The following is a 26,543-nucleotide window of genomic DNA, read 5'->3' on the forward strand; positions in this document are numbered from 1 at the left end:
TGCGCTGGCTGAGCCTCAAGCCGGTGCCGCGCCACGCGGGACGGCATAGGGTCATCGTGGTGCCGGGCTTCTTCGGCAACGACTGGTCGACCCGGCCGCTGCGGCGCGTCCTCGCCGATGCAGGCTATGAGGCGCATGGCTGGGGGATGGGCTTCAACTGGGGCGCCCGGCCCGACTCGCTCGACAAGGTCGAAGCCCTGGTCGAGCGGGTCGCCGATGGCGACAAGGTCACCCTGATCGGCTGGAGCGTCGGCGGCGTCTTCACCCGCGAGGTCGCCAAGCGCCGGCCGGAGCTGGTCGAACGCGTGATCACCCTGGGCTCGCCGGTCACCGGCGACCCGCGCAAGAACAATTTCTGGCGGGTCTACGAGCGGATCAGCGGATACCCGGTCGATCGGCCGCCGGTACCGGTGCGCACCGGGGAGAAGCCGCCGGTCCCGACCATCGCCCTGTGGTCGCCGAATGACGGCATCGTTGCCGCCCAATGCGCCCGTTGCGGCCCAGGCGAGAGCGACGAGGTGATCGAAGTCGGCTGCACCCATATCGGCTTCATGACCTGCCGGGAGACCGCGGGGATCGTCGTCGAACTGCTCAGGCGCTGAGGAACGCCTCGACGACCTCGCGCGGCACACGGGCCGGGCGGCCGGTCGCCTTGTCGATCATCGCCCAGGTGGTGCGGGCGCGGACATTGTCCTTCCCATCGTGACCGGTGAAGGTCATCAGCCGGTCGAAACGGGCGCCTCTCGGCGGCTCTGCCACCCAAGTGCGGGCGGTGACGCTTTCGCCTTCCAGGAGCGGACGCAGATAGTCGATCTCGTGGCGGGTGACGACCCAGATATAGGCGTCGACATGGGCCGGATCGGCCGCGGCGCGCCAATGGCCGGTGGCGACGTCCTGGATCCAGCGCACCCACACCGCATTGTTGACGTGGCCGAGCTCGTCGATGTCGTCCGCGGTGGCGGTGAAGACCTGCTCGAACGCGCTCATTGCAGGCGCGGGAGGCCGTTCTCGCCGACGACATGCGCTATGCCGGCGCGGCGCAGGAGGGCGGCGAGGGCCTGCCGGGGCTGCGCCGAGCCCTGGTCGAGCAGGGTCTCGATGTCCGCGCGAAGTCCCGGGTCGCCGGCCACGCCGTCGAGGGCGTCGAGCCACTCGTCGCGGGTCAGGACGCCGTCTTCCCGGTTGGCCTCGACGAGGCCGCGCACGAAGGCGCTGTAGGGCCGGCCGGACCTGGCTTCGGCGACCAGCGCGAACACCGCGCCGCAGGCATAATAAGCGCGGTTCTGGCCGCGGTCCTCGGCGCTGGCGACGCCGCGATTCTCGATCAGGCCGGCGCACTCGCGCAGCGCCCGGTTGATCTCGCCCTTCCAGTCATAGGCCGGGTCGAGCGCCTGAACGGTACGGATCGCGAGCAGGTCGGCGCCGCCTTCCAGCATCCAGGCATCGCGGGAGCGCTCGTAGCGCACCGCCTGACCCAGCCAGAAATGCGACCCCTCATGGGCGATGAACCAGCGCGCGAGGTTGATCATCTCGGGGTTGCGCTCGACGAGGCCCTCGCCGTCGAAGCGCATGATGATCGTGCCCGGCACGACTCCGCCGTTCATGCTGGCGCGGCCGGGCGTCGGGCCGGCCCAGCTTGCCAGCAGGGTCGGCGGCCCGCCCGGCGCCGGACCGAGCTCGGCGGCGTAGCGGGACAGGATCGCCGGGGTCAGCTCGCGAAGCGCGTCGGCCAGCCAGCTTGGAAGGGCGGGGTCGATCGCCGCAGCCATCGTGTCGGTGACGATCGGGTCGCGGGCGCCGAACAGGATGTAGGAGTTCGAGTTCTGGGTCGTCACCTCGGGCGAGCGTCGGCCCCGGTGGAGCAGAGGCCCGGCACTGTCGCGGAACGTCACCCGGGTGCCGCTGTCGTCGATCGGCTGGCCGGTGAGGTCGACCGGCAACCCCGCTACGACGTCGCGCGGCGCCGAGAAGAGGAGGAAATGGTCGTCGAACAGCGCGACCGCACCACCGCCGAGCGCCAGCGCCGGCACATAGTCGGAGCGCAGCTCGTCGGTGAACGGCGTGAAGCGGATCCGCACGACCTCCGGCACATTGCCGCTGTCCGCGACCAGCGCATCATAGCGGCCGATCCGCTCCAGCCGAACGCCCGGAGTCTCGACGGCCCAGCTGGCAGCGCGCCAGGATCGGCCGGTGGCCTCGGCATCGGCCGAGCGGATGAACGCCCAAACCGGGGCGGCGCGGGGGAAGCGATATTCCGCCGTCCACACGTCGCCGTCGCGGACGATTGAGACCGCCACCGGCGCGGACTGGGCCGCGGCAGAGGGGGCGACCGGCGCGGCCCCGCCGGCGCATCCCGTCAGCGCCAGCATCGCCCCGATGATCGCCCCCCGCATCGGCTCAGCGCGCCGGCTGGACGTCGGCGCCGCCATTCTGGGTCAGCATGAAGGCATAGGCCTCGGCCACCTCGCGAAGCCGTGTCCAACGGCCCGACTGGCCGCCATGGCCGGCGCCCATGTTGATCTTCATGAGCTGGAGATTGCTGTCGGTACGCATCTCGCGCAGCCGCGCATTCCACTTGGCCGGCTCCCAATAGGTGACGCGCGGGTCGTTGAGGCCGCCGGTGATCAGCATCGGCGGATAGGCCTGGCGGCGGACATTGTCGTACGGGCTGTAGGCCAGCATCGTCCGGAACGCCTGCGGGTCGGTGATCGGGTTGCCCCACTCGTTCCACTCGCCCGGCGTCAGCGGCAGCGTCTCGTCCAACATCGTGTTGACCACGTCGACGAACGGCACGTCGGCGACCACCGCGCCCCACAAGCCGGGATCGCTGTTGACCACCGCGCCCATCAGCTCGCCGCCGGCCGAGCCGCCCTGGATCGCGATGCGGCCGGCCTGGGTGTAGTTGGCGGCGATGATGCCGCGAGCGGCGTCGACGAAGTCGTTGAACGTGTTGGTGCGCCGCTCGAGCTTGCCGTCGAGATACCATTGGTAGCCCATGTCGTCGCCGCCGCGGATGTGGGCGATGGCGAAGGCGTAGCCGCGGTCGAGCAGGCTGAAGCGGTTGGTGTTGAACGCCGGCGGAGTCGCGATGCCGTAGGCGCCATAGGCGTAGAGGAAGACGCGGCCCTGGCCGTTGCGCTCGAAGCCGCGGCGGTAGACGATCGACACCGGCACCTGGCGGCCGTCGCGCGAGGGCACCATCAGCCGCTCGGTCACATATTGCGACGGATCGTAGCCCGACGGGATCTGCTGGACCTTGCGGGTCTCGAGCCGGTTGTCGTCCGGATGATAGTCGTAGACGGTCGGCGGAGTGACCATCGAGCTGTAGCTGAGGCGATAGGTCGAGGGCGCATATTCCGGGTTGGCGCCGAGGCCGACCGTGTAGCTCGCCTCCTGGAACGGGATTCGCTCTTCCTGGCCGTCATAGGAGCGCAGCCGCACCTGATCGAGGCCGTTGACCCGCTCCTGGATGACGAGGTGGTCGCGGAATGACGTGATCCCGCGCAGATAGGCTTCGTCCGAGCCGCCGATGACGGTGCGCCACTCGCCCGGCCGCTCCGGCGACGCCTCGGCGAGGCGGAAGTTGACGTGTTCGTCGTTGGTGAGGATCCACAGCTTATCGTGGGCGGAATCGACGCTGTACTGGATGTTCGGCCGCCGCGCGGCGATCAGCACCGGGGTCGCGGTCGGGTTGTCGGACGGTACGAGATAAACCTCGTTTGAAGTGTTCTCGCCGGTCGAGATCAGGATGTACTTGCGGTCCTGGGTGTGGCCGACGCCGACCGTGAAGGCGACATTCTGGGTCTCCTCGTAGAGCGTGCGGTCGTTGGCGACCGGCTCGCCGAGGCGGTGCAGGCGGGCACGGTAGCTGCGCCAATTGTCGTTGACCTCGGTGAACACGACTCCGCGGCTGTCGGCGGTCCAGACCGGCTGGCCGATGCCGACCTCGGTCACCGTCTCGATGTCCTGGCCGGTGGTGAGGTCGCGAATCTTGAGCTGGAAGCGCTCAGAGCCGTCGTCGTCGACGAGGATCGCGGCGTAGCGGCCGTCGGGGCTCACCTCCATCGCGCCGAGGCGGAAATATTGCTTGCCCTCGGCCTCGCGCGGCTCGTCGAAGATCACCTGATCGGCGCCGCCGCCGACGGGGCGGCGGTACCAGGTGCGGTATTGCGCGCCCGGCTGGAACGCCCACCAATATTCGAAAGCGCCGTCGCGGACCGGGACCGAGCTGTCGTCCTCGGGGATCCGGCCGCGCATTTCCTGGAACAGGGTCTCGATGAGCGGCTGGTGCGGCGCCATCGCCGCCTCGAAATAGCTGTTCTCGGCGCGCAGATAATTGAGCACGTCCTCGTCATCGACGGTCGGATAGCCGGGGTCGCGAAGCCAGTGATATGGATCTTCGATCCGCACGCCGTGGCGCTCGTAGCTGTGGGGGCGTTGCTCGGCGCGGGGCGGCGGCGGAAGCTGAGTCTGGGTCATCGGTCCTCGGTTGGTCGGGGCGGGCGGCTGAGCCGACGCGAGAGCGGGGGCGGCGGCGAGAAGCAAGGCGGCAAACGCCAGGCGCATATGACGGCTCCTTCAGGGGCCGGCGCCGGGCTGGCGCTCGGGAGGGACAGGGCATAATTAGAGGCAAGACGATCGTTTCGGAAAGCCCTCCTCATGTCATCTCATGCCGACCGCCTCGCAGCCCTCCGCGAACAGCTGAAATCCGACCGCCTCGACGGCTTCGTCGTGCCGCTCACCGACGAGCATATGAGCGAATATGTCGGCTCCTATGCACAGCGCCTCGCCTGGCTGACCGGCTTCGACGGCTCGGCCGGCGCGGCGGTGGTGCTGCCCGAGGAAGCGGCGATGTTCGTCGACGGCCGCTACACCTTGCAGGTGCGCGACCAGGTCGATCCCGATCATTGGAGCTATCAGTTGGTGCCGCAGACCAGCATCGCCGAATGGCTGTCCAAGCACGCGCCCGCCGGAGGCCGGATCGGCTACGATCCCTGGCTTCACACCCATGACTGGGTGAAGAAGGCGAGCGCGGCGCTGGCCGAGAAGGGCGCCGAGCTGGTCGCCGTCACCCGCAACCCGATCGACGCGGTGTGGTCCGACCGGCCGGAGCCGTCGCGCGCCAAGCTCGTCGTTCATGGCGACCGCTATGCCGGCAAGTCGTCGGCGGCGAAACGCCAGGAAATGGCCGAGTGGCTCGCCGAGCAGAAGGCCGACGGGGCCGTCCTCGCGGCGCTCGATTCGATCGCCTGGACCTTTAACGTGCGCGGTCAGGACGTGTCGCGCACCCCGGTCGCCCTCGCCTTCGCGATCGTCAACTCGGACGGCACCGCCGACCTGTTCGTCGCCGGCGAGAAGGTCGGCGACGACGTCCGCCAGCATCTCGGCAACGGCGTTCGGCTTCATGAGCGAAGCGCGTTCGAGGGCCATCTGCGCGGCCTTTCCGGCAAGACCATCGCCGTCGACCCGGAGCGCTCGGTCGCGGCGATCCAGGCTGCGCTGGAACAGGCCGGCGCCCGCGTCCTCGCCAAGCGCGATCCCGCGGTGCTTCCCAAGGCGATCAAGAACGAGACCGAGATCGCCGGCCACAAGGCGGCCCAGGCCCGCGACGGCGCCGCGCTGGTGCGCTTTCTCCACTGGATCACGGTCGAGGCGCCCAAGGGCGGCATCGACGAGCTCAAGGCCGTCGCCAAGCTCCAGGAGTTCCGCGAGGCGAGCGGCGTGCTCAAGGATCTGAGCTTCGACACCATCTCCGGTGCCGGCCCGAACGGCGCGGTGATCCACTATCGCGCGACCGAGGAGACCAACCGGCCGCTCGAGATGAACTTGCTCTATCTCGTCGATTCGGGCGGCCAATATGCCGACGGCACCACCGACGTGACCCGCACGCTGGCGATCGGCACTCCGACGCAGGAGATGCGCGATCGCTTCACCCGAGTCCTCCAGGGCCATATCGACCTGTCGACCGCGGTCTTCCCGACCGGCACGCGCGGCAGTCAGCTCGACAGCTTCGCGCGCCGGCCGCTGTGGGAGGCGGGCCTCGACTATGCCCACGGCACGGGACACGGCGTGGGGAGCTTCCTGGCGGTCCATGAAGGGCCGCAGCGGATCAGCTTCGTCGGCTCCAGCCAGTCGGGCGGCGACGAGCCGCTCCAGGCCGGCATGATCCTGTCCAACGAGCCCGGCTACTACAAGGCCGGCGCCTACGGCATCCGAGTCGAGAATCTGGTGCTGGTCGTCCCGACCCAAGTCGACGGTGCCGAGAAGGACGTCCTCACCTTCGAGACCCTCACCTTCGCGCCGATCGACCGGTCACTCATCGTGGCGGAGATGCTGAGCCCGCGCCAGCGCGCCTGGCTCGACGCCTATCACGCGCAGGTGTGGGACCTGATCGGACCACAGCTCGACGGCGAGGTGAAGAGCTGGCTCGAGGAGCAGTGCCGCCCGATCTGACGTTCAGCCCCTCGCCGCGCGCGGCGGGCGTTCGGCGATCCGGGTGAGGCGCGAGGGGCGCGCGGGGTCGGGCACCGCGGGCGCCGTCGTCCAGCCGAGATGGGGCAGGCTGATCGAGCGCTTGCCCATCAGATCGGTGCGGCACACGATCAGGCCCTTCTCCTCGACGAAGGTCAGCATGCGCTTCACCCGGCCGGTCGAACTGGTGCCGTAGAGCGCGGCCAGCTCCGCGTCGCCGGGACAGGCCTCGCTCTCTCGCGCCGCCCGGGCGATAGCGAGGAACGGCGCGAGCATCTCCTCCGGCAGCGCGGCGCCCAGCGCCAGCGCCTCCTCCCATTCTTTTTCGTCGACGATTCCGGCGCGGGCCAGCGCGAGGCGGCGCGTGAAACCGGTCATGTCGAGGCTCGGCTGCGCCCCGCGCATGCGGCAGCGCAGCTGGAAGTCCTGGAACAGCGAGGCGACCGGAAGCGCCGCGCCTTCGGAGGCGATCTCGGCGAAGATGTCCGCGACGACCGCCGCCTGCTCCTCGGGTTCGAGGACGCGCGCTTCCGGCACGGCAGCGGGCGCCGTCATCGATCGGATGAGATCTTCGGACGTGAGCGGTGCAGGAGCCGGCGGCGGCGGCGCAAGCTCCTCGGCGCTCGGCGCGAACAGCAGGTCCTGCATGTCCTCGGCCGGCGCCGTCGGCAGCGGCACCAGCCGGGGGCTGCCGCCGCGGCTGCCGGTGCGCACCGCGCCGATCCGGATGTTGACCGGGCGGCGGGTGATGGCTGGGCCGAGCGCAAGGAACTCGCCGCGGGCGAGGTCGCGGATCACCTCGGCCTGGCGGCGCTCCATGCCGAGCAGGTCGGCGGCGCGCAGCATGTCGATGTCGAGGAAGGTCCGGCCCATCAGGAAGTTGGACGCCTCCGCCGCGACATTCTTGGCGAGCTTGGCGAGGCGCTGGGTGGCGATGACTCCGGCGAGGCCGCGCTTGCGGCCGCGGCACATGAGGTCGGTCATCGCGCCCAGCGAGGCGCGGCGGGCGTCGTCGGCCACCTCGCCGGCCACCGCGGGCGCGAAGACCTGCGCCTCGTCGACCACCACCAAGGCCGGGTACCAATGCTCGCGCGGCGCATCGAACAGCGCCGACAGGAAAGCGGCGGCGCAGCGCATCTGGCCGTCCATGTCGACGCCTTCGAGGTTGAGGACGACCGAGGCGCGGTGGGCGCGGACCCGCGCCCCCAGCCGTTCGATCTCGGCGAGGCTATATTCGGCAGCGTCGATCGCGACATGGTCGAATTCGTCGCACAGCGACACGAAGTCGCCCTCCGGATCGATCACGATCTGCTGGACCAGGCCGGCGCTGCCCTCGAGCAGTCGGCGCAGCAGGTGCGACTTGCCCGAGCCCGAATTGCCCTGGACGAGCAGTCGGGTGGCGAGCAGCTCCTCGAGGTCGACCGCGGCCGGGTTGCCGCTGCCGTCGATTCCCATGTCGATCTTGGCAGTCATCGCATCGAGCCATGGCCGATGCGCGCTGGGATGGGCAAGGCGGAGGCGGCGAAAGGACGCCGAATCAATCGCTTTGCTGTGGATTAGTCGGGCTTGCCGTGGTCCGGCGCGGACGGCGGCTCCTGCTCGTCCACGTGCTCATCCACGGCGCGCTGCTGCGCCTTGCGGCGACGCAGGTTCGCGCGCAGCGCTTCGGCAAGCCTCTTTTCACGCTCGGGATCTTGCGCCATATGCGCCGCACCTAGAGCGGACGCGGCTCCTGCCGCAACCCGCCTTGACGTATGCCGGGCGAGCGGCCATAGCGCCGCCCCTGCGAGACGTGCTGCCGTAGCTCAGTGGTAGAGCGCATCCTTGGTAAGGCTGAGGTCGTGAGTTCAATCCTCACCGGCAGCACCACTCGCCCCAGCGGTTCTTGAACGGGGAAAAGCCTGGTTCAGGCCGCGCGGACCAGCGGCATCGTGATCGTCTGGCGATCGTCCGGATATTGCGAGGCTTTGACCGCGAAGATCTGGGCGAGCTCGAGATGGCGTTCGCGCGCGGCGTCGGTCACGGCACGTTGGGCGCGACCGCGCTCTTCGGCGGCTCGGCGCGTATAATAGCGGAAGTCCGATTCCATGCGGGCTTGCCCTCCCAACCCGATCCGGGAACTAACACGGATCAGTCTGACGTAAAACGCTTCGGGTTAACCACACGTAAAAAGCCGAGGAATTGCCCGCAGACCCGGCTCTCGCTTAAGGGAGCGCAACTTCTGGCAAAAGAGGACTACCGCTCGAACATGGCCGGTCACAGCAAATTCAAGAACATCATGCATCGCAAGGGCGCGCAGGACAAGAAGCGCTCGGCGATGTTCTCCAAGCTTTCACGAGAGATCACGGTGGCCGCGAAAATGGGCGCGCCCGATCCCGACATGAACCCGCGCCTTCGCGTGGCTGTGCTCGCGGCCAAGGCCCAGTCGATGCCCAAGGACAATATCCAGCGCGCGATCGACAAGGCGACCGGCGGCGATGCCGAGAATTACGAGGAGCTTCGCTACGAGGGCTTCGGCCCGGCCGGCGTGTCGCTGATCGTCGAGGCGCTGACCGACAACCGCAACCGCACCGTGACCAACGTGCGCACCATCTTTTCCAAGAATGGTGGCAATCTCGGCGCGCCCGGCTCGGTGAGCCACGGCTTCGACCGTCTCGGCCTCATCACCTATCCGGCGGGCGCCGGCTCCGCCGATGACGTTCTGGAAGCGGCGATCGACGCGGGCGCCGACGATGTCGAGAGCGACGACGAGGGCCACGAGATCTGGACCAGCGTCGACAATCTCCACGGCGTCGCCAAGTCGCTCGAGGCCGCGCTCGGTGAACCGGAAAGCGTGAAGCTCGCTTGGCGCCCGCAGAATTCGGTCGAGCTTGGCGAGGACGACGCCGCGCAGCTGATCAAGCTGGTCGACGCGCTCGAGGACGACGACGACGTCCAGACCGTGTGGGGCAATTACGAAATGTCCGACGAGGTCATGGAAAAGGTCGCCTGACAACCTTGATTGTTGCTGGTTTGTTCCATCTGGGCTAGTGTTCGGCCTCCACTTAGCCCCTCCCCTTCAGGGGAGGGGTTGGGGTGGGGGAGTCCAGAAGTGACCGAAGCCGAACTCCTCGACCGCGCCCGCCACATGCGCAACAATCCCACAGAGTTCGAGAAGCGGCTGTGGCGACATCTGTCCGGCAATCAGATGGGCCACAAGTTCCGCCGCCAGCACGTGATCTTTCCGTACATCGTCGACTTGTTCTGCCCAGCAAAGGGCTTGGCGGTGGAGGTGGACGGCGAGACGCATGCGCACGAGCGAGATAGACGGCGGGATGCGCGACTGGCCGAACTGGGATTCAGAACGATCCGGGTTACCAACGACGACGTGCGAGACAATATGGATGGAGTGCTCTTGGCGATCCTCCGTGTCGTCCGCCACATGCCGGATCGCTGGCCAGGCCCCACCCCAACCCCTCCCCTGAAGGGGAGGGGCTAGTGGGCGACCTGCCCTATCCCGCATTATACGCCACGCATGGCGGGATCTGGATCGCGCGCGCGGACGGCGTGACCGAGGCGGTCGGGCGTGGCGAGGCGATCTCGCGCGCGGCCGACACGCCGATGATCCTCATGAACGCGCCGCTGGTGGGGAGCAGGCTCGGCTATCCCGACCTGTCCGGGCTCGACCTGCTCGAACTGTTCGCGTTCGTCTTCCCCGCGCGCTTCGCGGTGCCGACGCCGCATGGCCTGGCGCAGGCGCTCGAACTAGAGCCGCCGGCGTCCGATGCGGAGGCGGCCGACTTCCTGCGAAGGGCCGCGGCGAAACTCCTTGCCGTGCTCGACGGCGACTGGCCGGAGCGTGAAGGCGCGTGGACCAGCGCCCAGGCGCTCGGCCGGCTGCGCTGGCCCTGGGCGGCGGCGGTGCTGCAGCGGGTGCGCAGGCCCGAGCGGGACGAGCGTTGGCTGTTCTCGCGCCTGCCCGAATGGAGCGAGGCCGCCGGGCGCGGGCCGCCGCGCAACGTGCGCATCGATCCGGCCGAGGTCTCCGAGCGGTTGACCGAACTGACTGGCACGGGCGCCGAGCCGCGCCCGGGGCAGCGGCTCTATGCCGAGACCGCGGCGGCGGCGTTCGATCCGCGCCGGACCGCGGGGGAACCGCACATGTTGCTCGCCGAGGCCGGCACCGGAATCGGCAAGACGCTCGCCTATCTCGCCCCCGCCTCGTTGTGGGCCGAGCGCGCCGATGGCGCGGTGTGGGTGTCGACCTATACCAAGGCGCTCCAGCGCCAGCTCACCCGCGAGGGCGAGCGGCTGTTCCCCGACCCCGCCGAGCGGCGCGCCAAGATGGTCGTTCGCAAGGGCCGCGAGAATTATCTCTGCCTGCTCAATCTCGAGGACGCGCTTCAGGGCGGCTTCTCGGGCCGAGCCGCGATCCTCGCCCAGCTCGTTGCGCGCTGGGCGGCATACAGCCGCGACGGCGACATGGTCGGCGGCGACCTGCCCGGCTGGCTGCCCAGCCTGTTCCGCCGCGCCGGCGCGACTGCGCTGACCGACCGCCGCGGCGAATGCGTCTATGCCGGCTGCGCGCATTACCGGAAATGCTTCATCGAGCGGTCGACGCGGGCGAGCCAGGATGCCGACATCGTCGTCGCCAACCATGCGCTGGTGATGGTCAACGCCGCGCGCGGCCGGGAGACCGGTGCTGCGCCCACGCGCCTCGTCTTCGATGAGGGCCATCACCTGTTCGATGCCGCCGATTCGACCTTCGGCGCGGCGTTGTCCGGACAGGAAGCGATCGAGCTCAGGCGCTGGATCCTGGGGCCGGAGGGCCGCTCGCGCGGGCGTCGGCGCGGCCTCCAGGCGCGGCTGATGGACGTGATCAGCTATGACGAAGCCGGCGCCGATGCGGTCGCGGCGGCGGTCGCTGCGGCGCAGGAGCTGCCCGGCGACGGCTGGCTCCAGCGGATCGGCGAAGGCGCGCCGTGGGGACCGGTCGAGGCCCTTCTGCTTGCCGTTCGCCACAGCGTCTATGCACGGGCGACCGCCCAGGAATCGGGCTTCGGCATCGAGACCGAGCTCGCCGAGCCCGACGGCGCCTTCGTCGCCGCGGCCGGCGAGGCGGTGGCGGTGCTGGAGCGGCTGATGCGCGCGCTGGTCGCGCTCGGCAAGCGGCTGGAGGCGGTGCTGGAGGATGCGCCCGACTGGCTCGATGGACCGGCTCGGGCGCGGGTCGAGGGCGCATTGTCGGGCCTCGCCTGGCGCACCCAGACGATCGCGTCCTGGATCGCGCTTGCCGGACGTGTCGGCGGCCCGGCGGATCCCGACTTCGTCGATTGGCTCGCGGTCGACCGGGTCGAGGGCCGTGAGTTCGACGTCGGCCTCCACCGCCGCTGGCTCGATCCGACCCGCCCGCTCGCCGAGGCGGTGCTGAAGCCGGCGCATGGCGTCGTCGTCACCTCGGCGACGCTGCGCGGCGGTGAGAGCTGGGACGCAGCCGAGGCGCGCACCGGCGCAAGCCATCTCGGCCGTGCCGTCCACTTCGCCGCGGACAGCCCGTTCGACTATGCCGCCAACAGCGAGGTGCTGATCGTCACCGACTTGAAGCGCGGCGATTTGCCCGCCTTGTCAGGTGCCTACGCCCGGCTGATCGAGGCTGCCGGCGGCGGCACGCTCGGCCTGTTCACCGCGATCAACCGCCTGCGCGCGGTCCACGCCCGAATCGCCGACCGCCTCGCCCGCGCCGGACTGCCGCTCTACGCCCAGCATGTCGACCCGATCGACACCGGCACGCTGGTGGACATCTTTCGCGACGACCCGACCGCGAGCCTGCTCGGCACCGACGCGCTTCGCGACGGAGTCGACGTGCCCGGCCATTCGCTTCGGCTGGTGGTGATGGAGGGCATTCCCTGGCCCCGTCCGACCGTGCTCCATGCCGCGCGCCGAGCGGTCGGCGGCGGCAGCGCGTATGACGACCGCGTCGTGCGCGCACGGCTCGCCCAGGCGTTCGGCCGGCTGATCCGCCGCGGCGGCGATCGCGGCCTGTTCGTCCTGCTCTCCTCGGCGGCGCCGACGCGGCTGATGACCGCCTTCCCACCTGGCGTCGCGATCCGGCGGGTGCCGCTCGCCGAAGCGGTCGAGCGTGTGCAGACGTGGCTTCCAACCGAGCCGGCGTTGCGGCAAGAGGAGCCCGTCTAGAGGGGCTCCAGCCACACGCATGAAGGTTCTGACGTTGCTCAGGCACGCCAAGTCGGGCTGGGACGACCCGGTCTCGCGCGATTTCGACCGGTCCCTGAACAAGCGTGGGCGCAAGGCCGCGCGGGTCGTCGGCCGCGCGATGCGCGAGCAGGGCCTCGCCTTCGATGCGATCATCGCCTCGCCGGCGGTGCGTGTGGTCGAGACCCTGCGCGACGTCGGCGACGGCTACGGTCATGCGCTGGAACCGGAGCAGGACCAGGCTCTCTATCTCGCCAGTCCGGCCGTGCTGCTCGAACGCATCCACCATGTCGACGACGCCGTGGAGCGGCTTCTCGTCGTCGGCCACAATCCCGGGCTCGAGCAGCTGACCTTGCTCCTCGCCGGCCGCGGCGAGGGCGGGCTCCGGCGCGAGGCCGAGCTCAAATATCCGACCGCGACGCTGGCCGAGATCCGTTTCGACGTCGACCGCTGGGCCGATGTGGCGGCCGCCGGGGGCACGCTGACCCGTTTCATTCGCCCGCGCGATCTCGACCCGGAGCTCGGACCCGAGGCCTAATCTTCTAGGTCGGTCTTCAGCCGGTCGAGCAGGCTCACCGCGCTTTTCGCATAATCGCCGATCCAGCGGTCGTGGATGTGCTTGATCGGCAGCGGGTTGAGGTAGTTCCAACGCTCGCGCCCCGTCCGCTCGGCAATGACTAGATCGGCTTCCTCAAGCACTTTGAGATGCTGCATCACCGTGCAGCGATCGAGCGGCGCGAATCGAGCGCATAGCTGCCCGGTCGTTTGCGGCCGATCTTTTAGCGCGTCGAGCATGGCGCGCCGGACGCCGGCACTCAACGCCTTGAAAATACGGTCCTCTTTGTCGCCGATTGACATGTTATAGAATTATAACATAAAGCGGCGGCGCACAAGGAGGAGGATGGTCATGGACCTCAAATTCAAGGTCTCCGCGCGCATCGCCAAGCCGGTCGAGGATGTGTTCGAGGCCGTCGCCGACCCGGGCAAGCTGTCCCGCTACTTCACCACCGGCGGCGCCAGAGGCCGGCTCGAGACCGGCGCGACCGTCACCTGGTCCTTCCACGATTTCCCCGGCGCTTTTCCGGTCGAGGTGGTCGAGGTCGTTCCGAACGAGCGGATCGTGCTGCGCTGGGAAGCGACCGAGGGCGAGGTCGACAAGGAAGCCGGCACTTACGAGCCGGGCGGCTACCAGACGACGGTCACCATGACCTTCGCCCCGCTCGACGACGGCCGCACCCTGGTCGAGATTTCCGAGGAAGGCTGGCGCGAGACGCCGGGAGGCCTCGCGGCGAGCTACGGCAATTGCATGGGCTGGTCGCAGATGCTGTGCGCGCTCAAGATGTGGGTCGAGCACGGCATCAACATGCGCGAGGGCATGTACAAATAGCTGCGGGACCGGGCCGGTAGGGGGAGGGCTGCCTGCGATGGACAAGGCCAAGGTGACGCGGATCGTGCACGACGTGCCCCGCTCGCACACGATCTACGAGACCGACTATCTTCATCTCGGCATGTGGCCGCACCGGCACATCCTGGACGTGAACGTTCACGTCGGCGCCGCCGGCTTCAGCATGGGCCTGCCGCTTACGCGCGTGGAATCGGCGAAGGTCGATGCCGGCGAATGGGCCTATTTCGACGCCTTGGCCGCGGCGGTCCAGGACAATCCCTTCCGCTACGCCAGCGTGCCGATCGATACATCGTCCCTAGGGACGGATTGAGGATTCAGGCGCCGCTCTCTTCAAGGGCGGCGACGAGCGCGGCGCGGATCGAGCGCAGCCGCTCCGCCGCGAAGGCATCGCGCGGGCCCGCCTGCGGGGCAGCGACAGCAGGCGCTGGCGCCGGCGCAGGCGTATCGAGCGCCAGCTTCGGCGGCGCCTCGGCGGCCGTTGCGCGCTTCTCGCCGAGCACGCGCTGGACGCCGCGGATCGTGTAGCCCTCGCTGTTCAGCAGATGGTGGATGCGCCGCGCCAGAGCGACGTCGTCAGGCCGGTAATAGCGGCGGTTGCCGGCGCGCTGGAGCGGCCGTAGCTGCGGAAACCGCGTCTCCCAATATCTCAGGATATGCTGGGGAACGCCTAGCTCGCCAGCCAGCTCGCTGATCGTGCGGAAAGCCTGCTCGCTCTTGCCCGCCATGGCCTAGCCGGCGCGGGCGATCCGCTCGCGCATGATCTGGCTGGCACGGAAGGTCAGCACGCGGCGCGGCGCGATCGGGACTTCGACCCCGGTCTTCGGGTTGCGGCCGATGCGCTCGCCCTTGTCGCGCAGGATGAAGCTGCCGAACCCGGAAATCTTCACATTCTGGCCCTCGGACAGGCCGTGGCACATGTGATGAAGAATGCGCTCGACGATGGTGGCGGATTCGGCGCGCGACAGTCCGATCTCGCGATGGACCACATCGGCGAGGTCGGCGCGGGTCAGCGTACCCGCGGCCTCCGGCTTTCTCATGGTGCCTGCATCCGCCATTTCTTCCCCCCGGGGAACTTGTGCTTCGATACAGGACGATAGTCCCAATGCCTCAGAGGCGCAATGCGCCTGCGGGCATTACGAGGGTTAATAGCGGACCGCCGCCGCGCCCCATGTGAAGCCGCCGCCCATCGCCTCGAGCACGAGCAGGTCGCCGCGCTTGATGCGGCCGTCGCGGATCGCGGTGTCGAGCGCGAGCGGGACCGAGGCGGCCGACGTGTTGGCGTGCTGGTCGACGGTGACGATGACTCGCTCCGGAGCGAGGCCAAGCTTCTTGGCGGTCGCGTCGAGGATGCGCTTGTTGGCCTGGTGAGGGACGACCCAGTCGACTTCGGACGCCTCGTGCCCGGAGGCGACCAGCACCTCGTTCAGCACGTCGGCGAGATTGACCACCGCATGGCGGAACACTTCCTTGCCCTTCATGCGGAGCTTGCCGACGGTGCCGGTCGTCGACACGCCGCCGTCGACATAGAGCAGGTCGTTGTGGCGGCCGTCGGCATGGAGCCGGGTGGCGAGCACGCCCTGGTCGCGGGTCTGCTCGGCCTTGAGGAGGATCGCGCCGGCGCCGTCGCCGAACAGGACGCAGGTGGTGCGGTCCTCCCAGTCGAGGATCCGGCTGAACGTCTCGGAGCCGATGACCAGGGCGTAATCGGCCATTCCGCCCTTGATCATGTTGTCGGCCACCGACAGCGCGTAGAGGAAGCCGGTGCACACCGCGGCGACGTCGAAGGCGATGCAGTCGTTGATGCCGAGCATCGTCTGCACCCGGGTCGCGCTGGCCGGGAAGGTCTGGTCGGGCGTTGCGGTGGCGAGGACGATGAGGCCGACCTGCTGCGCCTCGACGCCGGCATCGGCCAGCGCCTTGCGCGCCGCCTCGGTGGCAAGCGTCGCCGTGGTCTCGCCGTCGGCGGCGATGTGGCGCGCCTCGATGCCGGTGCGCTCGACGATCCATTCGTGGGTGGTGTCGACTCGCTCGGCGAGCTCGGCATTGGTGACCCGGCGCGGGGGCAGGGCCGAGCCGGTGCCGGCGATTACGGAACGGCGAATAAGGTCAGTTGTCATTGCGCTGCAGCGGCTCGCTTGGTCTGACGGCTCGGGACATGGCCCAGATCCTCCTCGATCCGCTCGAGGATCTCCTGGCGCACCATGCGCGCGGCGACGCGGATGGCATTGGCCATGCCGACATCGTTGGCGCTGCCATGGCTCTTCACGACAACGCCATTGAGGCCGAGAAAGACCCCGCCATTGTGATTGTTGGGATCGAGGGTCGACCTGAGCAGGCGCGTCGCGGGCCGCGAGATCAGGAAGCCGACCTTCGAGCGGATCGAATTGGCGAAGGCGCGGCGGATGAGGTCGCCGACGAAGCGGGCGGTGCCTTCCATCGTCTTCAGCGCGATGTTGCCGGAAAAGCCGTCGGTGACGACCACGTCGATGTCGCCGCGCGACATCTTGTCGCCCTCGGTGAAGCCGTCGAAGCGCATGCGCAGGCTGTCGGCGGCGGACAGGATGGCGGCGGCTTCCTTGAGCTCGTCGGTTCCCTTCACCGCTTCGGTGCCGATGTTGAGAAGCCTCACGCGCGGCTCGGGCAGGTCGAGGACGACGCGGGAGTAGGCTGCGCCCATCACCGCGAACTGGACGAGATTGTTGGCGTCGCACTCGGTGTTGGCGCCGAGATCGAGCATGACGACGTCGTTGTCGCCGAGCGTCGGCATCATCGCGGCGAGCGCCGGGCGGTCGATTCCGGGAAGGGTGCGCAGCGCGAGCTTGGCCATCGCCATCAGCGCGCCGGTATTGCCCGCCGACACGACGGCGTCGGCCTCCTTGGCCTTCACCGCCGCGATCGCCTGGCCCATCGACGTGGTCTTGGAGCGGCGCAGCGCCTGGCTCGGCCGCTCCTCGCCGCTGATCTGGTCGTCGCTGTGGATGATCCGACAAGCCGACGCGAAGTCGCTGCCCTCGCGCTTCAGCTCAGCCTCGATCAGCGCCTGGTCGCCGAACAGCAGGAAGGACAGGTCCTTGCGGCGACGCCATGCGCGCGCGGCGCCGGCGACCGTGACCGCGGGGCCCGAATCGCCACCCATCGCGTCGATTGCGATCCGTGGCCCGCTGCCCAATTAAGCTGTCCCCTGTTGCAGGCCCGCCAGAGGTCAGGCCTCGGTCGAGACGATCTCGCGGCCGTTATAGTGACCGCAGCCGCGGCACAGATTGTGCGGCAGCTTGAGCTCGCCGCAATTCGGGCACTCCTGGAAGCTCATCGGCTTGATGGCGTCGTGGCTGCGACGCATGCCGCGCTTCGACGGCGTCGTTTTTCTTTTGGGAACGGCCATGGCGGCTACTGCCTCTTTCGATTCGAACCTGATGTGGCGAGCGCGGAGCCGCGGGTCAACGGCTTGAAGGCCATTGCACCGCCACGCTTCCCGATGCTCGCGGAAGGCTGCGCCCTATAGCGAATTTGGCGGCCGTTGCAAGCGCCGCGGGGGCGTGCCAAGCGGGTCGCAACCAGGGGAGGCCTTTCTACATGATCCTGCCGATCGCGCTCACCGCCGCCGGCGCCGCCGCATTGCTGCACATCTGGCTCAGCATCCGCGTGTCGCACATCCGCCGCACGCAGAAGATCCTGCATGGCGACGGCGGCAATCCGGGCATGCTGCGCCGCATGCGCGCTCATGCCAATTATGCCGAGAACGCGCCGATCTTCCTGGTCCTGGTCGCGCTGCTCGAGCTCGCCGGGGGGCGCGCCGAATTCCTTTGGGCGGCGACGATCATCTTCTTCCTCGCCCGGATCCTCCACGCCTTCGGCATGGACAGCGACAAGCTGTCGAAGCTCCGCCTCGCCGGGGTCATCGGCAGCTGGCTGGTTCTGCTCGCGCTCGGCGCCTGGGCGATCACGCTGACCTACACCCAGATGCAGCCGCCGCCGCCGCGGCAGGAAGCGCCGATCCTGAAAAGCTAGCGCGCGCCGCGCTCGGGCGGCACGAATTCCAGCTCGGCGAAGCGCCAGCGCCGCTCCGGCTCGCACGGCCACAGCGAATCGAGGTCGATGCCTCCCGGAGGCGGGTTCACGCCGTGCACCTCGGCAAGGATGTAGCGGCCCGATTCCCGCAGCCTGATCTCGCCCTCCGGCCAGCGCCGCTTCAACTCCTTGGCGAGGGCGTCGGCGTCCGCCGCCATGTCCGACGAGCCGAGCGCGCGCGGAACGCCGTCGGCGAGCTCCGCCGCGGCCGAGCGCAGCGCCTTCACGCCATCCTGCAGGATGCTGGCCGATATCACCGCGGCGGCCGCCGCGTCGGCCCACCAATAGCCGAGGCCGACGCCGATCACGCCGCCGACTCCGGCGAGGCCGGTCATCCAGTCGGCTTTCTGCATCAGCGCATCCGTATGCAGCACCTCGTCATGCGCTCGGCGCGCGACCGGCAGCTTCATGCGCCCGAGGATCAGCGGCGGGACGACCGAGTAGAGCAGGGCCGCCACCATCACCCAGCCGAGCCAGACCTGCTGACCGAACAGGAACACCGACGGAATCGTGATGTGCTCGCGCATCGCCAGGGTGCGCAGGGCCTCGAACAGCAGGGTTGCGCCCATGATCGTCAGAGCCGTGGCCGCGATCAGGAAGGCGATGCTGTGGGCGCGGTCGTAGCCGTGCGGGAACAGGCGGGTCGGCTCTTTGCACTCCAGCTTGAGCGCGATCAGCAGCACCACCGACGGGACTATGCTGAGCAGGTCCTCGACAAATGCCGTGCGCATCGCCTGGCTGGAACCCATGGCGAGGAACATCACGATCACGATCGAGGTCATCCAGGCGATCGTCCACCACGCCAGACGGCGCGCGCGGGCGATGTCGGCCTCGATCTCGGTGGGGAACGGCTCGGTCATGACGGCGTCGACAGGGCCCGCGCCTCGCGCTCGATCAGCATGATCCAGCCATTTTCGCCGTTGCGCGCCGCGGCCGTCGCCTCGATCTCGCTGTCGCCTTCGCTTCGCGTCGCGATCGGCGGCAGCAGGTGGACGCGCCGGTACCAGGGGCTGGCGCGGTCGAACTCGCCGACGACGAGGTCGAGCTGGCCGGCCTCCAGCCGCAGCAGCAAGGCTTCGGCGGTGCCATCCTCGACCCGCGGACGGCCTCCGGCCGCGGCGCTCGAGCGTTCGACGAAATCACGCAGCCGGGCGAAGTGGGGAGATTGCGCGGCCGCGGCGATCACGCCGACCCGCACCTCCTGCATCTCGGCGATCCGCTCGAGCGTCCCTTGCTGGTCGCGCGGCACGCCGCCGCATCCGGCAAGTGCCAGAAACGCAAGAAGAAGTGCCGGCAGCTTCATAACGGGGCTGCAACGCCCCCCTCGCAATTAGCGTTCCCGGCGAGTCAGGCCCGCGCGAGCACCCGGTCGCCGACGAACGGATTGGTCTGGCGCTCGCGGCCGAAGGTCGAGGCAGGGCCGTGGCCGGGCACGAAGACGGTGTCGTCGCCCAGCGGCCACAGCTTGCCGGTGATCGCGTCGATGAGGTCCTGATGGTTGCCCATCGGAAAATCGGTGCGGCCGATCGAGCCCTGGAACAGCACGTCGCCGACGATCGCCAGCTTCGATTCCGGATGATGGAAGACGACGTGGCCCGGCGTGTGGCCGGGGCAGTGATAAACGTCCAGCGTGAGGTTGCCGACCGTCACCTGGTCGCCGTTGACCAGCCAGCGGTCGCTCTCGAACGGCTTGCCGGTAATGCCGTAGGCGCGGCCGTCATCCTCCAGCCGAGCGATCCAGAAGCGGTCGTCCTCGTGCGGCCCCTCGATCTTCACGCCGAGCTCGTCGGCGAGGATCTTGGCCGATCCGCAATGGTCGATATGGCCGTGGGTGAGCAGAAGCTTCTCGACAGTCACGCCGTGCTGCGCCGCCGCCGCCTTCAGCCGGTCGAGGTCGCCGCCCGGGTCGGTGAAGGCGCCCTTCATGGTCGCGGTGCACCAGATCAGGGTGCAGTTCTGCTGGAGCGGCGTCACCGGGATGATCGCCGCCTTGAGCGGTGGCTGAGTGGTCATGGTGCGGAGATGGCGGGCGCCGCGGCCCGATGCAAGCGCGCGCCGCTCTGCTATGACCGGGGCGATGACGATGCAGATCACCCGCCGCGCTGCCTTGGGCCTGGTCACCGGCGGCCTCGCCGCGCCAGCCTTCGCGCAGCGCCGGCGCGAGCTCGACGTGCCGTTCGTGCCGACTCCGCACAGCCTCGTCGAACAGATGCTCGACCTCGCCGGAGTGACGGCCGAGGACTATCTGGTCGACCTCGGCTGCGGCGACGGGCGTATCGCTGTTGCGGCGGGGCAGCGCGGCGCCCGCGCGCTTGGCGTCGATATCGAGGCGCTGCGGATCCAGGAGGCGGCCGCGGCGGCGCGGGTCGCCGGGGTCGAGGGGCGCGTGCGCTTCCGCCGCCAGGACCTGTTCGCGACTCCGATCCACGAAGCGAGCGTGGTCGCCATCTACCTTCTGCCCGACATCAACCTGCGGCTTCGGCCCAAGCTCCTGACCGAGCTGCCGGCCGGTGCGCGGGTCGTCAGCCACGCCTTCGACATGGGCGACTGGGCCGCCGACGCCGAGGAGGTTCATGACGGTCGCCGAATCTTCCTGTGGCATGTGCCGGCGGTGGCGGGCGGCAGCTGGGAAGTGACCGCAACCGACGGGAGCTACCGGCTGCTCGAACTGGAGCAACGGTTCCAGGAGGTGGCCGGGACGCTGAGCGGCGACGGGACGGTGCGCGCTGTCGTCGGAAGGCTGCGAGGCAGGCATCTCGTGCTTTCCGCGCAGGACGACGGCGCGCCCCTCGCATTGTCCGGAACGATCGATGGCGCCGACTTCCTGCCCGATGCCGCGGCCCGATCCGGGCAGGGCGGCTGGACCGGGCGACGCATCGCGTGACCGGACCCGGCGACCGGCTGCACCGCGCGACCCGCGGGCCTATGGCGGGGACCGTCGATCAGCTCGACGCGCCGTTCTGGTCCACCCCGCGGGAGCTGGTCGAGCACATGCTCGACCTCGCCGGGGTCGGGGCCACCGACAGGCTGATCGACCTGGGCTGCGGCGATGGCCGGATCGTCATCGCCGCCGCGCGGCGCGGCGCCGAGTCGCTCGGTATCGATGTCGACCCTTGCCGAATTGCCGAGGCCGAAGCGGGCGCCCGCGCGGCCGGCCTCGAGAATCGCGCGCATTTTCGAACCGAGGACCTGTTCGAAACCTCGCTCGACGGCGCCAGCGTCGTGACGCTTTACCTCGTGCCCCTGACCAACTGGCTGCTCGGCTACCGGCTTCAACGGGAGCTGGTCCCGGGCAGCAGGGTGGTCAGCCACGCCTTCCCCATCGTCGGCTGGCCGGCCGACGAGGAGCATGTCGTCGAGGGCCGCCACGTCTATCTGTGGCGCGTGCCGGCCGAAGCCGATCGGCCCGCGCCGGCTCCGATCCCGTTCGGGACGCCTGCCTAGCGCCCCCGCTCGCCCGCCGACGAGGCGCCGCCGCCCTGGGCGGGCGCGTTTCCGAGCAAAGTGCGGTCCCAGAACATCAGGCTGGTCCAGAACTGGTAGTCGGCGTTCTCCTTCTTGGCAAAGCCGTGGCCCTCGTTCTGGCCGATCAGGTGCCAGGCCTCGCGGCCGTTGGCGCGGACCGCGGCGACCATCTGGTCGGCTTCCGACGCGGGGACGCGCGGGTCGTTGGCACCGGTCACCACCATCAGCGGGATGTTGAGTTCGCGCGAGCGGGTCATCGGCGAGATGGCGAGCAGCCGCGCGCGCTCGGCGGGGTCGCGCTCATCGCCATATTCGACACGCCTCAGGTCGCGGCGATAGGATTGGGTGTTCTCGAGGAAGGTGACGAAGTTGGAGATGGCGACGACGCAATTGGCGCCGCGCAGGCGCGGGCCGTAATGGATCGCCGAGGCGTAGCACATATAGCCGCCATAGGAGCCGCCGGTGACGGCGATGCGCCCCCGGTCGAGCGCCGGATCGCGCTCTAGCACGTCGAGGAAGGCACCGATGTCGCGCACGCTGTTCTCGCGCAGAGCGGCGCCGTTATCGAGGCCGAGGAAGCGCTTGCCGTAGCCCGACGAGCCGCGGACGTTGGGGTAGAAGATCGCGATGCCCTGCTCGTTGAGCAGGTAGTTGTTGCGGCCGAGGAAGCCGGGCCGCGACTGGCCCTCGGGCCCGCCATGGATGTTGACGATCAGCGGGCGCGGCCCCGGGAAGCGGCGCGGATCGGGGCGGTAGAGGAAGCCTGAGACTCGCTCGCCGTCGAAGCTGCGGGTCTCGAGCAGCTCCGGCTCGACATTGGCGTTGGGGTCGAGGCCGCCGGTCTCGCTCTGGGTCCAGCGCGTGACCGCAAGCGTCTGCGGGTTGACCGAATAGGCGTCCGCCGGGCTTCGCGCCGAGGTGAAGGTGAAGCCGATGTCGCCCCACGGCGCGATCTCGAGGCCGCCGATCAGGCCGGCCGGCAGGTCGACCGGGCGCGAGCGGCCGCTCGCCGGATCGAGCAGGTACATGCGCGACCGGCCCGCCTCGTTGGCCGTATAGGCGATGAAGCGGCCGTCCTCGGCGATGTCGAAGCTCTCGACGTCCCAGTTCACGTCGGTGACGACCGGACGGAAGGCGCCGGTACGGATGTCGATGGTGCCGAGGCGCTGGAATTCCGAGCCTTCGTCCGAGGTGACCCACAGGGTGCCGTCCGGGGCGAACTGGGCGCCGCCATAAGCGATCGCGCGGCTGTGATCGCCGATCGGCGTCATCCGGCCGCTGGCGAGGTCGAGCAGGTGCAGGTTCGACTTGGTGATCGAGATATATTCGAAGACCAGCGCCTGGCGGCCGTCGGGCGAGAAATCGGCGATCGCCCAGCCGCCGCCGCTCACCTGCGCGACCATGCGGTTGGTCGACGGGTCGCGCGGGTCCATCACATAGAGATCGGAATCGGTGCCGTTGCGGCGGGTCGACGAATAGCCGATCCAGCGGCCGTCCTTGCTCCACGCGCCGAAATTGTTGCGGCTGGCGCCGTCGGTCAGCAGGGTGAGGCGGCCGTTCGCCAGCGTGTAGATCTGGTAGAATTCGTTGCCGCCGATGTCCTTCTGGACGAGCAGCACGTCGCCATTGGGCGACCAGCCGCCGCCGACCGGCTCGACCTCGAAGCTGAGCTGCTGGCGCATGCCCATCGGGCGGGCGACGCTGTGCATCTGAGCGGTGTTGCCGAAGCGGGTGGCGATGGTCATCGACCGGTCGCGCGCATTCCAGCTGGTGAAGCCGGCGGTGCGGAACTCCATATAGGGGCGGCTGCGCTCGGCGAGCTCGGCGGGAACGGGAGGAATGCCGTCGGCGGTGAGAGCGGCGGGTTTCTCGACGGCGCGCGGCGCGGCCGGCTGGGCGGTCTGGGCGATGGCGGCGCTCGCGGACGCGAGCAGGACGACGCCGAGCAGCTTCAGGCGCATTCAATCCCTCCCCGAAATGCTTGTTCTCTATGCGCTTGGCTTATCTGTCGGCACCGGGCTCCGCAATCGGCTCGACAAAAAGCGGGGGCGGCGGCATCGCTGCCCGCGTGACTAGTCGTCCACGCCTCCCGCTCGACCAGCCGTTCGTGCTGATCGACAATGCCCGCGGCGGCTCGGCGACCTTGCTGCGCGGTCCTGTCGACGTCATCACCGCGCACGCGCCGGGCGACGTGCCGGCGGCGCTGGAGCGGCTGCGCGACCTTGGCGGGCGCCATGCGGCGGGCTTCCTGTCCTACGAGGCCGGCCATGCGCTCGATCCCAAGCTCGCGCCGCTCGCCCGTCCGGCCGATGCGGACGGCGTGCCCTTGCTGTGGTTCGGCCTGTTCGATCGGGCCGAGCGCGTCGACGCCGCGGAGCTTCTGCCCGACGCCGCCGGCGCATGGTGCGGGCCGCCGCGGCCGCTGATCGACCGCGCCGACTATGACGCCGCGCTCGCCCGGCTCCATGAGCACATCCTCGACGGCGACATCTACCAGGCGAATTTCACCTTCCAGGCGGAGGTGAAGTTCGCCGGCCATCCGCTCGCCCTCTACGCGGCGCTGCGCGAGCGGGCCAAGGCGGGCTACGGCGCCGTTGTCTTCACCGGCACCCACTGGATCCTGTCACTGTCTCCGGAGCTGTTCTTCACGCTCGACCAGGGGGAATTGCGCGCTCGGCCGATGAAGGGCACCGCCCAGCGCGGCGCTTCGCTGGACGAGGACCAGGCCGCGATCGAGGAGCTGGCGAGCGATCCCAAGCAGCGCGCCGAAAACCTGATGATCGTCGACCTGCTGCGCAACGATCTGTCGCGGGTGGCGCAGCCGGGCAGCGTCGCCGTGCCCAGGCTGTTCACGGTCGAGACCTATCCGACCGTTCACCAGATGGTTTCGTCGGTGACGGCGCGGATCGAGCCCGGCCGCGACGCCGTCGACTCGATCCGCGCGCTCTTCCCCTGCGGCTCGATCACCGGCGCTCCGAAGCTCCGGGCGATGGAGATCATCGACTCGCTCGAGGCGGGCCCGCGCGGAGTCTATTGCGGGTCGATCGGCCGCATCCGGCCGGACGGCGGCGCGGCGTTCAACGTCGCCATCCGGACTCTCACCGTTCGCGACGGTGAGGACGTGGCGCGGCTCGGCCTCGGCTCGGGCATCGTCGCCGACAGCCGGGCCGGGTCCGAATGGCGCGAGTGCCTGGCCAAGGGCGCGTTCGTCGCCGCGCCGGGGCGCTTCGATCTGGTCGAAACGATGCGCCACGATTCCCACGAAGGCGTGGTCGACCTCGATCGCCACCTGGGGCGGATGAAGGCCAGCGCCGACGCGCTCGGTTTCGACTTCGATCGCCACGGCGCGCGCAACGAGCTTCAGGCGGCGGGCTTCGGCGCCGGCAACGCCAAGATGCGGCTGCTCCTCGCGCGCAGCGGCGCGATGGCGGTGGAGGTGGAGCCGTTGGGCGAGCCGCCGGTCGAGCCGGTGCCGGTCGCCGTGCGCCCGCTGCCGGTCCCGGCGCAGGATTTCCGCCTCAGGCACAAGACCAGCGACCGCGAATTCTACCGCGCCGCGCTGGCGGCGGCGGGGACCTATGAAGTCGCGTTCATCGATCCCGACGGCTTCCTCACCGAAGGCAGCTTCACCACCATCTTCGTCGAGCGCGACGGCGGCCTGCTGACCCCGCCTTTGTCGCTCGGCCTCCTCCCCGGTGTGCTTCGCCAGCGCCTGATCGACGAGGGCAGGGCGACCGAGGCGCCGCTGCGCGAGCGCGACCTCGAAGGCGGCTTCCTCATCGGCAATTCGGTGCGCGGGCTGATCCGGGCCAGGCTGGCCTAGAGCGGCAGGCTCGGCTCCAGCTCGGGCGCCGGCTCGTCGTTGCACAGTCCGGCGAGGGTGAGGCCGAGCAGCCGCACCGGCTTGGCGACCGGGACGAGCCGGTGGAGCAGGGTTCGGCCGATCGCCAGGAACTCCTCACGCCCCGCCACCGGCCGCGCCAGCGAGTGGGTGCGGGTGACGATCCGGAAGTCCTGATACTTCATCTTGAGGACGACGGTGCGGCCCTCGATTCCGCGGCCCTCCATGCGCGACCAGATGGTCTGGCTGATCCGCTCGAGCTCCGCCTCCATTCGGGCCGGATCGGTGAGGTCCTCCATGAAGGTGTCCTCGGCGCCGATCGACTTGCGCTCGCGGTCCGGCCTCACCTGGCGGTCGCAGATGCCGCGGGCGAGCCGGTAATAGGTCGGCCCGGAGCTGCCGAAATGACGTTCGAGGAAGGCGACGTCCCGCGCGGCGAGGTCGGCTCCGCTGACGATTCCGAGCCGCTCCATCTTCGCGGCGGTCTTGGGGCCGACGCCGTGGAAGCGGCTGACCCGCAGGCTGGCGACGAAGGCGGCGCCTCTCGCGGGCGTGATCACGCACAGTCCGTCGGGCTTGTTCTGGTCCGACGCGAGCTTGGCCAGGAACTTGTTGTAGGAAACTCCGGCCGATGCGGTGAGGCCGGTCTCTTCCCGAATTCGCGCGCGGATCTCCTCGGCGATGCGGGTCGCGATGCCGATCCCCTTCAGGTCCTCGGTGACGTCGAGATAGGCCTCGTCGAGGCTGAGCGGCTCGACCAGCGGGGTGTAGTCGGCGAAGATCGCGCGCACCTGCCGCGAGACCTCGCGATAGACGTCGAAGCGCGGCTTGACGAAGATCAGGTCCGGGCAGCGCCGCCGCGCGGTGACCGACGCCATGGCCGATCGCACGCCATAGACCCGCGCTTCGTAGCTCGCCGCCGCGACGACTCCGCGCTGCGAACCGCCGCCGACCGCGACCGGCTTGCCACGAAGTTCCGGATCGTCGCGCTGCTCGACCGACGCGAAGAAGGCGTCCATGTCGACATGGATGATCTTGCGCAGCTTCGGCGGATCGAGCGCGGCCTCTTCGTTCACGCTTTGTTTGTAGCGGCGGCGGCCG

General features: G+C 69.3%; 29 protein-coding genes and 1 tRNA gene. 13 read left to right on the top strand and 17 right to left on the bottom strand.

The window, feature by feature from the left end; translation table 11 throughout:
- Nucleotides 1-59: 59 nt before the first annotated feature.
- Entirely contained in the window at nucleotides 60-602 is a 543-nt protein-coding gene (locus G7B71_RS08360) for an alpha/beta hydrolase (RefSeq protein ID WP_243406165.1), read from the top strand.
- On the opposite strand, the gene G7B71_RS08365 is transcribed toward G7B71_RS08360, so the two are convergent.
- From G7B71_RS08365 to G7B71_RS08375, 3 genes are read right to left on the bottom strand one after another with little or no spacing between them, the layout of a single operon-like run.
- Entirely contained in the window at nucleotides 592-987 is a 396-nt protein-coding gene (locus G7B71_RS08365; protein WP_166039813.1) for a thioesterase family protein, read from the bottom strand. The two genes, G7B71_RS08360 and G7B71_RS08365, sit on opposite strands and share 11 nt — an antisense overlap.
- A complete protein-coding gene (locus G7B71_RS08370; RefSeq protein ID WP_166039794.1) occupies nucleotides 984-2,429 on the bottom strand; it encodes a hypothetical protein in 1,446 nt (481 codons plus the stop codon). The genes G7B71_RS08365 and G7B71_RS08370 overlap by 4 nt, the downstream gene beginning before the upstream one ends.
- Complete coding sequence (locus tag G7B71_RS08375; RefSeq protein ID WP_166039879.1) at nucleotides 2,398-4,479, bottom strand: S9 family peptidase; 2,082 nt, start codon at nucleotides 4,477-4,479, stop codon at nucleotides 2,398-2,400. Before G7B71_RS08375 ends, G7B71_RS08370 begins: the two co-directional genes overlap by 32 nt.
- Nucleotides 4,480-4,659: 180 nt before the next feature.
- Between G7B71_RS08375 and G7B71_RS08380 the strand changes: the two genes are divergently transcribed.
- Nucleotides 4,660-6,453, top strand: a complete 1,794-nt coding sequence (locus G7B71_RS08380; RefSeq protein ID WP_166039815.1) for an aminopeptidase P family protein — start codon at nucleotides 4,660-4,662, stop codon at nucleotides 6,451-6,453.
- Between the two features lie 3 nt (nucleotides 6,454-6,456).
- Here G7B71_RS08380 and G7B71_RS08385 read toward each other — a convergent pair whose 3' ends face one another.
- Both G7B71_RS08385 and G7B71_RS08390 read right to left on the bottom strand, forming a co-directional pair.
- Entirely contained in the window at nucleotides 6,457-7,944 is a 1,488-nt protein-coding gene (locus tag G7B71_RS08385) for an ATP-binding protein (protein ID WP_166039816.1), read from the bottom strand.
- An 83-nt stretch (nucleotides 7,945-8,027) separates the two neighbouring features.
- Entirely contained in the window at nucleotides 8,028-8,174 is a 147-nt protein-coding gene (locus G7B71_RS08390; protein WP_166039818.1) for a hypothetical protein, read from the bottom strand.
- Nucleotides 8,175-8,265: 91 nt separating this feature from the next.
- Here G7B71_RS08390 and G7B71_RS08395 point away from each other — a divergent pair.
- Nucleotides 8,266-8,340, top strand: a tRNA-Thr gene (locus G7B71_RS08395).
- 37 nt (nucleotides 8,341-8,377) lie between these two features.
- Here G7B71_RS08395 and G7B71_RS08400 read toward each other — a convergent pair.
- Nucleotides 8,378-8,560: a hypothetical protein gene (locus G7B71_RS08400; RefSeq protein WP_166039820.1), complete on the bottom strand. Its 183-nt coding sequence runs from the start codon at nucleotides 8,558-8,560 to the stop codon at nucleotides 8,378-8,380.
- 159 nt (nucleotides 8,561-8,719) lie between these two features.
- Between G7B71_RS08400 and G7B71_RS08405 the strand changes: the two genes are divergently transcribed.
- The 4 genes from G7B71_RS08405 (at nucleotide 8,720) to G7B71_RS08420 (ending at nucleotide 13,201) form a co-directional block, all read left to right on the top strand.
- Nucleotides 8,720-9,463, top strand: a complete 744-nt coding sequence (locus G7B71_RS08405; RefSeq protein ID WP_166039821.1) for a YebC/PmpR family DNA-binding transcriptional regulator — start codon at nucleotides 8,720-8,722, stop codon at nucleotides 9,461-9,463.
- Nucleotides 9,464-9,562: 99 nt separating this feature from the next.
- Nucleotides 9,563-9,949 carry a DUF559 domain-containing protein gene (locus G7B71_RS08410; RefSeq protein WP_166039823.1) on the top strand — a complete coding sequence of 129 codons (387 nt, stop codon included), beginning with the start codon at nucleotides 9,563-9,565 and terminating at the stop codon, nucleotides 9,947-9,949.
- On the top strand, nucleotides 9,949-12,645 hold the full coding sequence (locus tag G7B71_RS08415) for an ATP-dependent DNA helicase (RefSeq protein ID WP_166039825.1): 2,697 nt from the start codon (nucleotides 9,949-9,951) through the stop codon (nucleotides 12,643-12,645). Before G7B71_RS08410 ends, G7B71_RS08415 begins: the two co-directional genes overlap by 1 nt.
- 19 nt (nucleotides 12,646-12,664) lie before the next feature.
- Nucleotides 12,665-13,201 (top strand): histidine phosphatase family protein, encoded by a 537-nt coding sequence (locus G7B71_RS08420; protein WP_166039828.1) that lies wholly within the window; start codon nucleotides 12,665-12,667, stop codon nucleotides 13,199-13,201.
- Here G7B71_RS08420 and G7B71_RS08425 read toward each other — a convergent pair.
- Complete coding sequence (locus tag G7B71_RS08425; RefSeq protein ID WP_166039830.1) at nucleotides 13,198-13,521, bottom strand: helix-turn-helix domain-containing protein; 324 nt, start codon at nucleotides 13,519-13,521, stop codon at nucleotides 13,198-13,200. The genes G7B71_RS08420 and G7B71_RS08425 overlap by 4 nt on opposite strands.
- 49 nt (nucleotides 13,522-13,570) lie before the next feature.
- On the opposite strand from G7B71_RS08425, the gene G7B71_RS08430 reads away from it, so the two are divergent.
- Nucleotides 13,571-14,050, top strand: a complete 480-nt coding sequence (locus G7B71_RS08430; protein WP_166039833.1) for an SRPBCC domain-containing protein — start codon at nucleotides 13,571-13,573, stop codon at nucleotides 14,048-14,050.
- Between the two features lie 37 nt (nucleotides 14,051-14,087).
- Entirely contained in the window at nucleotides 14,088-14,378 is a 291-nt protein-coding gene (locus G7B71_RS08435) for a hypothetical protein (protein WP_166039835.1), read from the top strand.
- A gap of 4 nt (nucleotides 14,379-14,382) precedes the next feature.
- Here G7B71_RS08435 and G7B71_RS08440 read toward each other — a convergent pair whose 3' ends face one another.
- The 5 genes from G7B71_RS08440 to rpmF all read right to left on the bottom strand — a co-directional run bounded on the left by G7B71_RS08440 (nucleotide 14,383) and on the right by rpmF (nucleotide 17,450).
- Nucleotides 14,383-14,793, bottom strand: coding sequence for a MerR family transcriptional regulator (locus G7B71_RS08440; protein ID WP_166039837.1), 411 nt, complete (start codon nucleotides 14,791-14,793; stop codon nucleotides 14,383-14,385).
- Between the two features lie 3 nt (nucleotides 14,794-14,796).
- The gene (locus tag G7B71_RS08445; RefSeq protein WP_166039839.1) at nucleotides 14,797-15,105 is read right to left on the bottom strand and encodes an integration host factor subunit alpha; all 309 of its coding nucleotides are present in this window, start codon (nucleotides 15,103-15,105) and stop codon (nucleotides 14,797-14,799) included.
- Nucleotides 15,106-15,210: 105 nt separating this feature from the next.
- Complete coding sequence (locus G7B71_RS08450) at nucleotides 15,211-16,185, bottom strand: beta-ketoacyl-ACP synthase III (RefSeq protein WP_207774748.1); 975 nt, start codon at nucleotides 16,183-16,185, stop codon at nucleotides 15,211-15,213.
- Entirely contained in the window at nucleotides 16,182-17,237 is a 1,056-nt protein-coding gene (plsX, locus tag G7B71_RS08455; protein WP_166039841.1) for a phosphate acyltransferase PlsX, read from the bottom strand. The genes G7B71_RS08450 and plsX overlap by 4 nt, the downstream gene beginning before the upstream one ends.
- 33 nt (nucleotides 17,238-17,270) lie before the next feature.
- The gene (gene rpmF / locus G7B71_RS08460) at nucleotides 17,271-17,450 is read right to left on the bottom strand and encodes a 50S ribosomal protein L32 (protein ID WP_166039843.1); all 180 of its coding nucleotides are present in this window, start codon (nucleotides 17,448-17,450) and stop codon (nucleotides 17,271-17,273) included.
- 191 nt (nucleotides 17,451-17,641) lie between these two features.
- Here rpmF and G7B71_RS08465 point away from each other — a divergent pair, with 191 nt between their 5' ends.
- Nucleotides 17,642-18,076: an MAPEG family protein gene (locus G7B71_RS08465; protein WP_166039845.1), complete on the top strand. Its 435-nt coding sequence runs from the start codon at nucleotides 17,642-17,644 to the stop codon at nucleotides 18,074-18,076.
- Here G7B71_RS08465 and G7B71_RS08470 read toward each other — a convergent pair.
- Genes G7B71_RS08470 through G7B71_RS08480 form a run of 3 tightly spaced genes read right to left on the bottom strand, consistent with a single transcriptional unit; the run spans nucleotide 18,073 to nucleotide 20,149 of the window.
- On the bottom strand, nucleotides 18,073-18,996 hold the full coding sequence (locus G7B71_RS08470; RefSeq protein WP_166039847.1) for a cation transporter: 924 nt from the start codon (nucleotides 18,994-18,996) through the stop codon (nucleotides 18,073-18,075). The two genes, G7B71_RS08465 and G7B71_RS08470, sit on opposite strands and share 4 nt — an antisense overlap.
- Entirely contained in the window at nucleotides 18,993-19,439 is a 447-nt protein-coding gene (locus G7B71_RS08475; protein WP_166039849.1) for a hypothetical protein, read from the bottom strand. Before G7B71_RS08475 ends, G7B71_RS08470 begins: the two co-directional genes overlap by 4 nt.
- Nucleotides 19,440-19,483: 44 nt before the next feature.
- Nucleotides 19,484-20,149, bottom strand: a complete 666-nt coding sequence (locus G7B71_RS08480) for an MBL fold metallo-hydrolase (protein WP_166039852.1) — start codon at nucleotides 20,147-20,149, stop codon at nucleotides 19,484-19,486.
- A 64-nt stretch (nucleotides 20,150-20,213) separates the two neighbouring features.
- Between G7B71_RS08480 and G7B71_RS15570 the strand changes: the two genes are divergently transcribed.
- Together G7B71_RS15570 and G7B71_RS08490 are read left to right on the top strand one after the other, a co-directional pair.
- Nucleotides 20,214-21,020: a class I SAM-dependent methyltransferase gene (locus G7B71_RS15570; protein WP_207774749.1), complete on the top strand. Its 807-nt coding sequence runs from the start codon at nucleotides 20,214-20,216 to the stop codon at nucleotides 21,018-21,020.
- Complete coding sequence (locus G7B71_RS08490) at nucleotides 21,017-21,580, top strand: methyltransferase domain-containing protein (protein ID WP_166039854.1); 564 nt, start codon at nucleotides 21,017-21,019, stop codon at nucleotides 21,578-21,580. The genes G7B71_RS15570 and G7B71_RS08490 overlap by 4 nt, the downstream gene beginning before the upstream one ends.
- On the opposite strand, the gene G7B71_RS08495 is transcribed toward G7B71_RS08490, so the two are convergent.
- Nucleotides 21,577-23,562: a prolyl oligopeptidase family serine peptidase gene (locus tag G7B71_RS08495; protein WP_166039856.1), complete on the bottom strand. Its 1,986-nt coding sequence runs from the start codon at nucleotides 23,560-23,562 to the stop codon at nucleotides 21,577-21,579. The genes G7B71_RS08490 and G7B71_RS08495 overlap by 4 nt on opposite strands.
- A 107-nt stretch (nucleotides 23,563-23,669) precedes the next feature.
- Between G7B71_RS08495 and pabB the strand changes: the two genes are divergently transcribed.
- Nucleotides 23,670-25,424 (top strand): aminodeoxychorismate synthase component I, encoded by a 1,755-nt coding sequence (gene pabB, locus G7B71_RS08500; protein WP_243406167.1) that lies wholly within the window; start codon nucleotides 23,670-23,672, stop codon nucleotides 25,422-25,424.
- Here the strand turns inward: pabB and dinB are convergent.
- Nucleotides 25,421-26,518, bottom strand: coding sequence for a DNA polymerase IV (dinB, locus tag G7B71_RS08505; protein WP_279338399.1), 1,098 nt, complete (start codon nucleotides 26,516-26,518; stop codon nucleotides 25,421-25,423). The genes pabB and dinB overlap by 4 nt on opposite strands.
- Nucleotides 26,519-26,543: the final 25 nt, after the last annotated feature.

It is taken from the genome of Sphingosinicella sp. YJ22, assembly GCF_011320075.1.
GTDB lineage: Bacteria > Pseudomonadota > Alphaproteobacteria > Sphingomonadales > Sphingomonadaceae > Allosphingosinicella.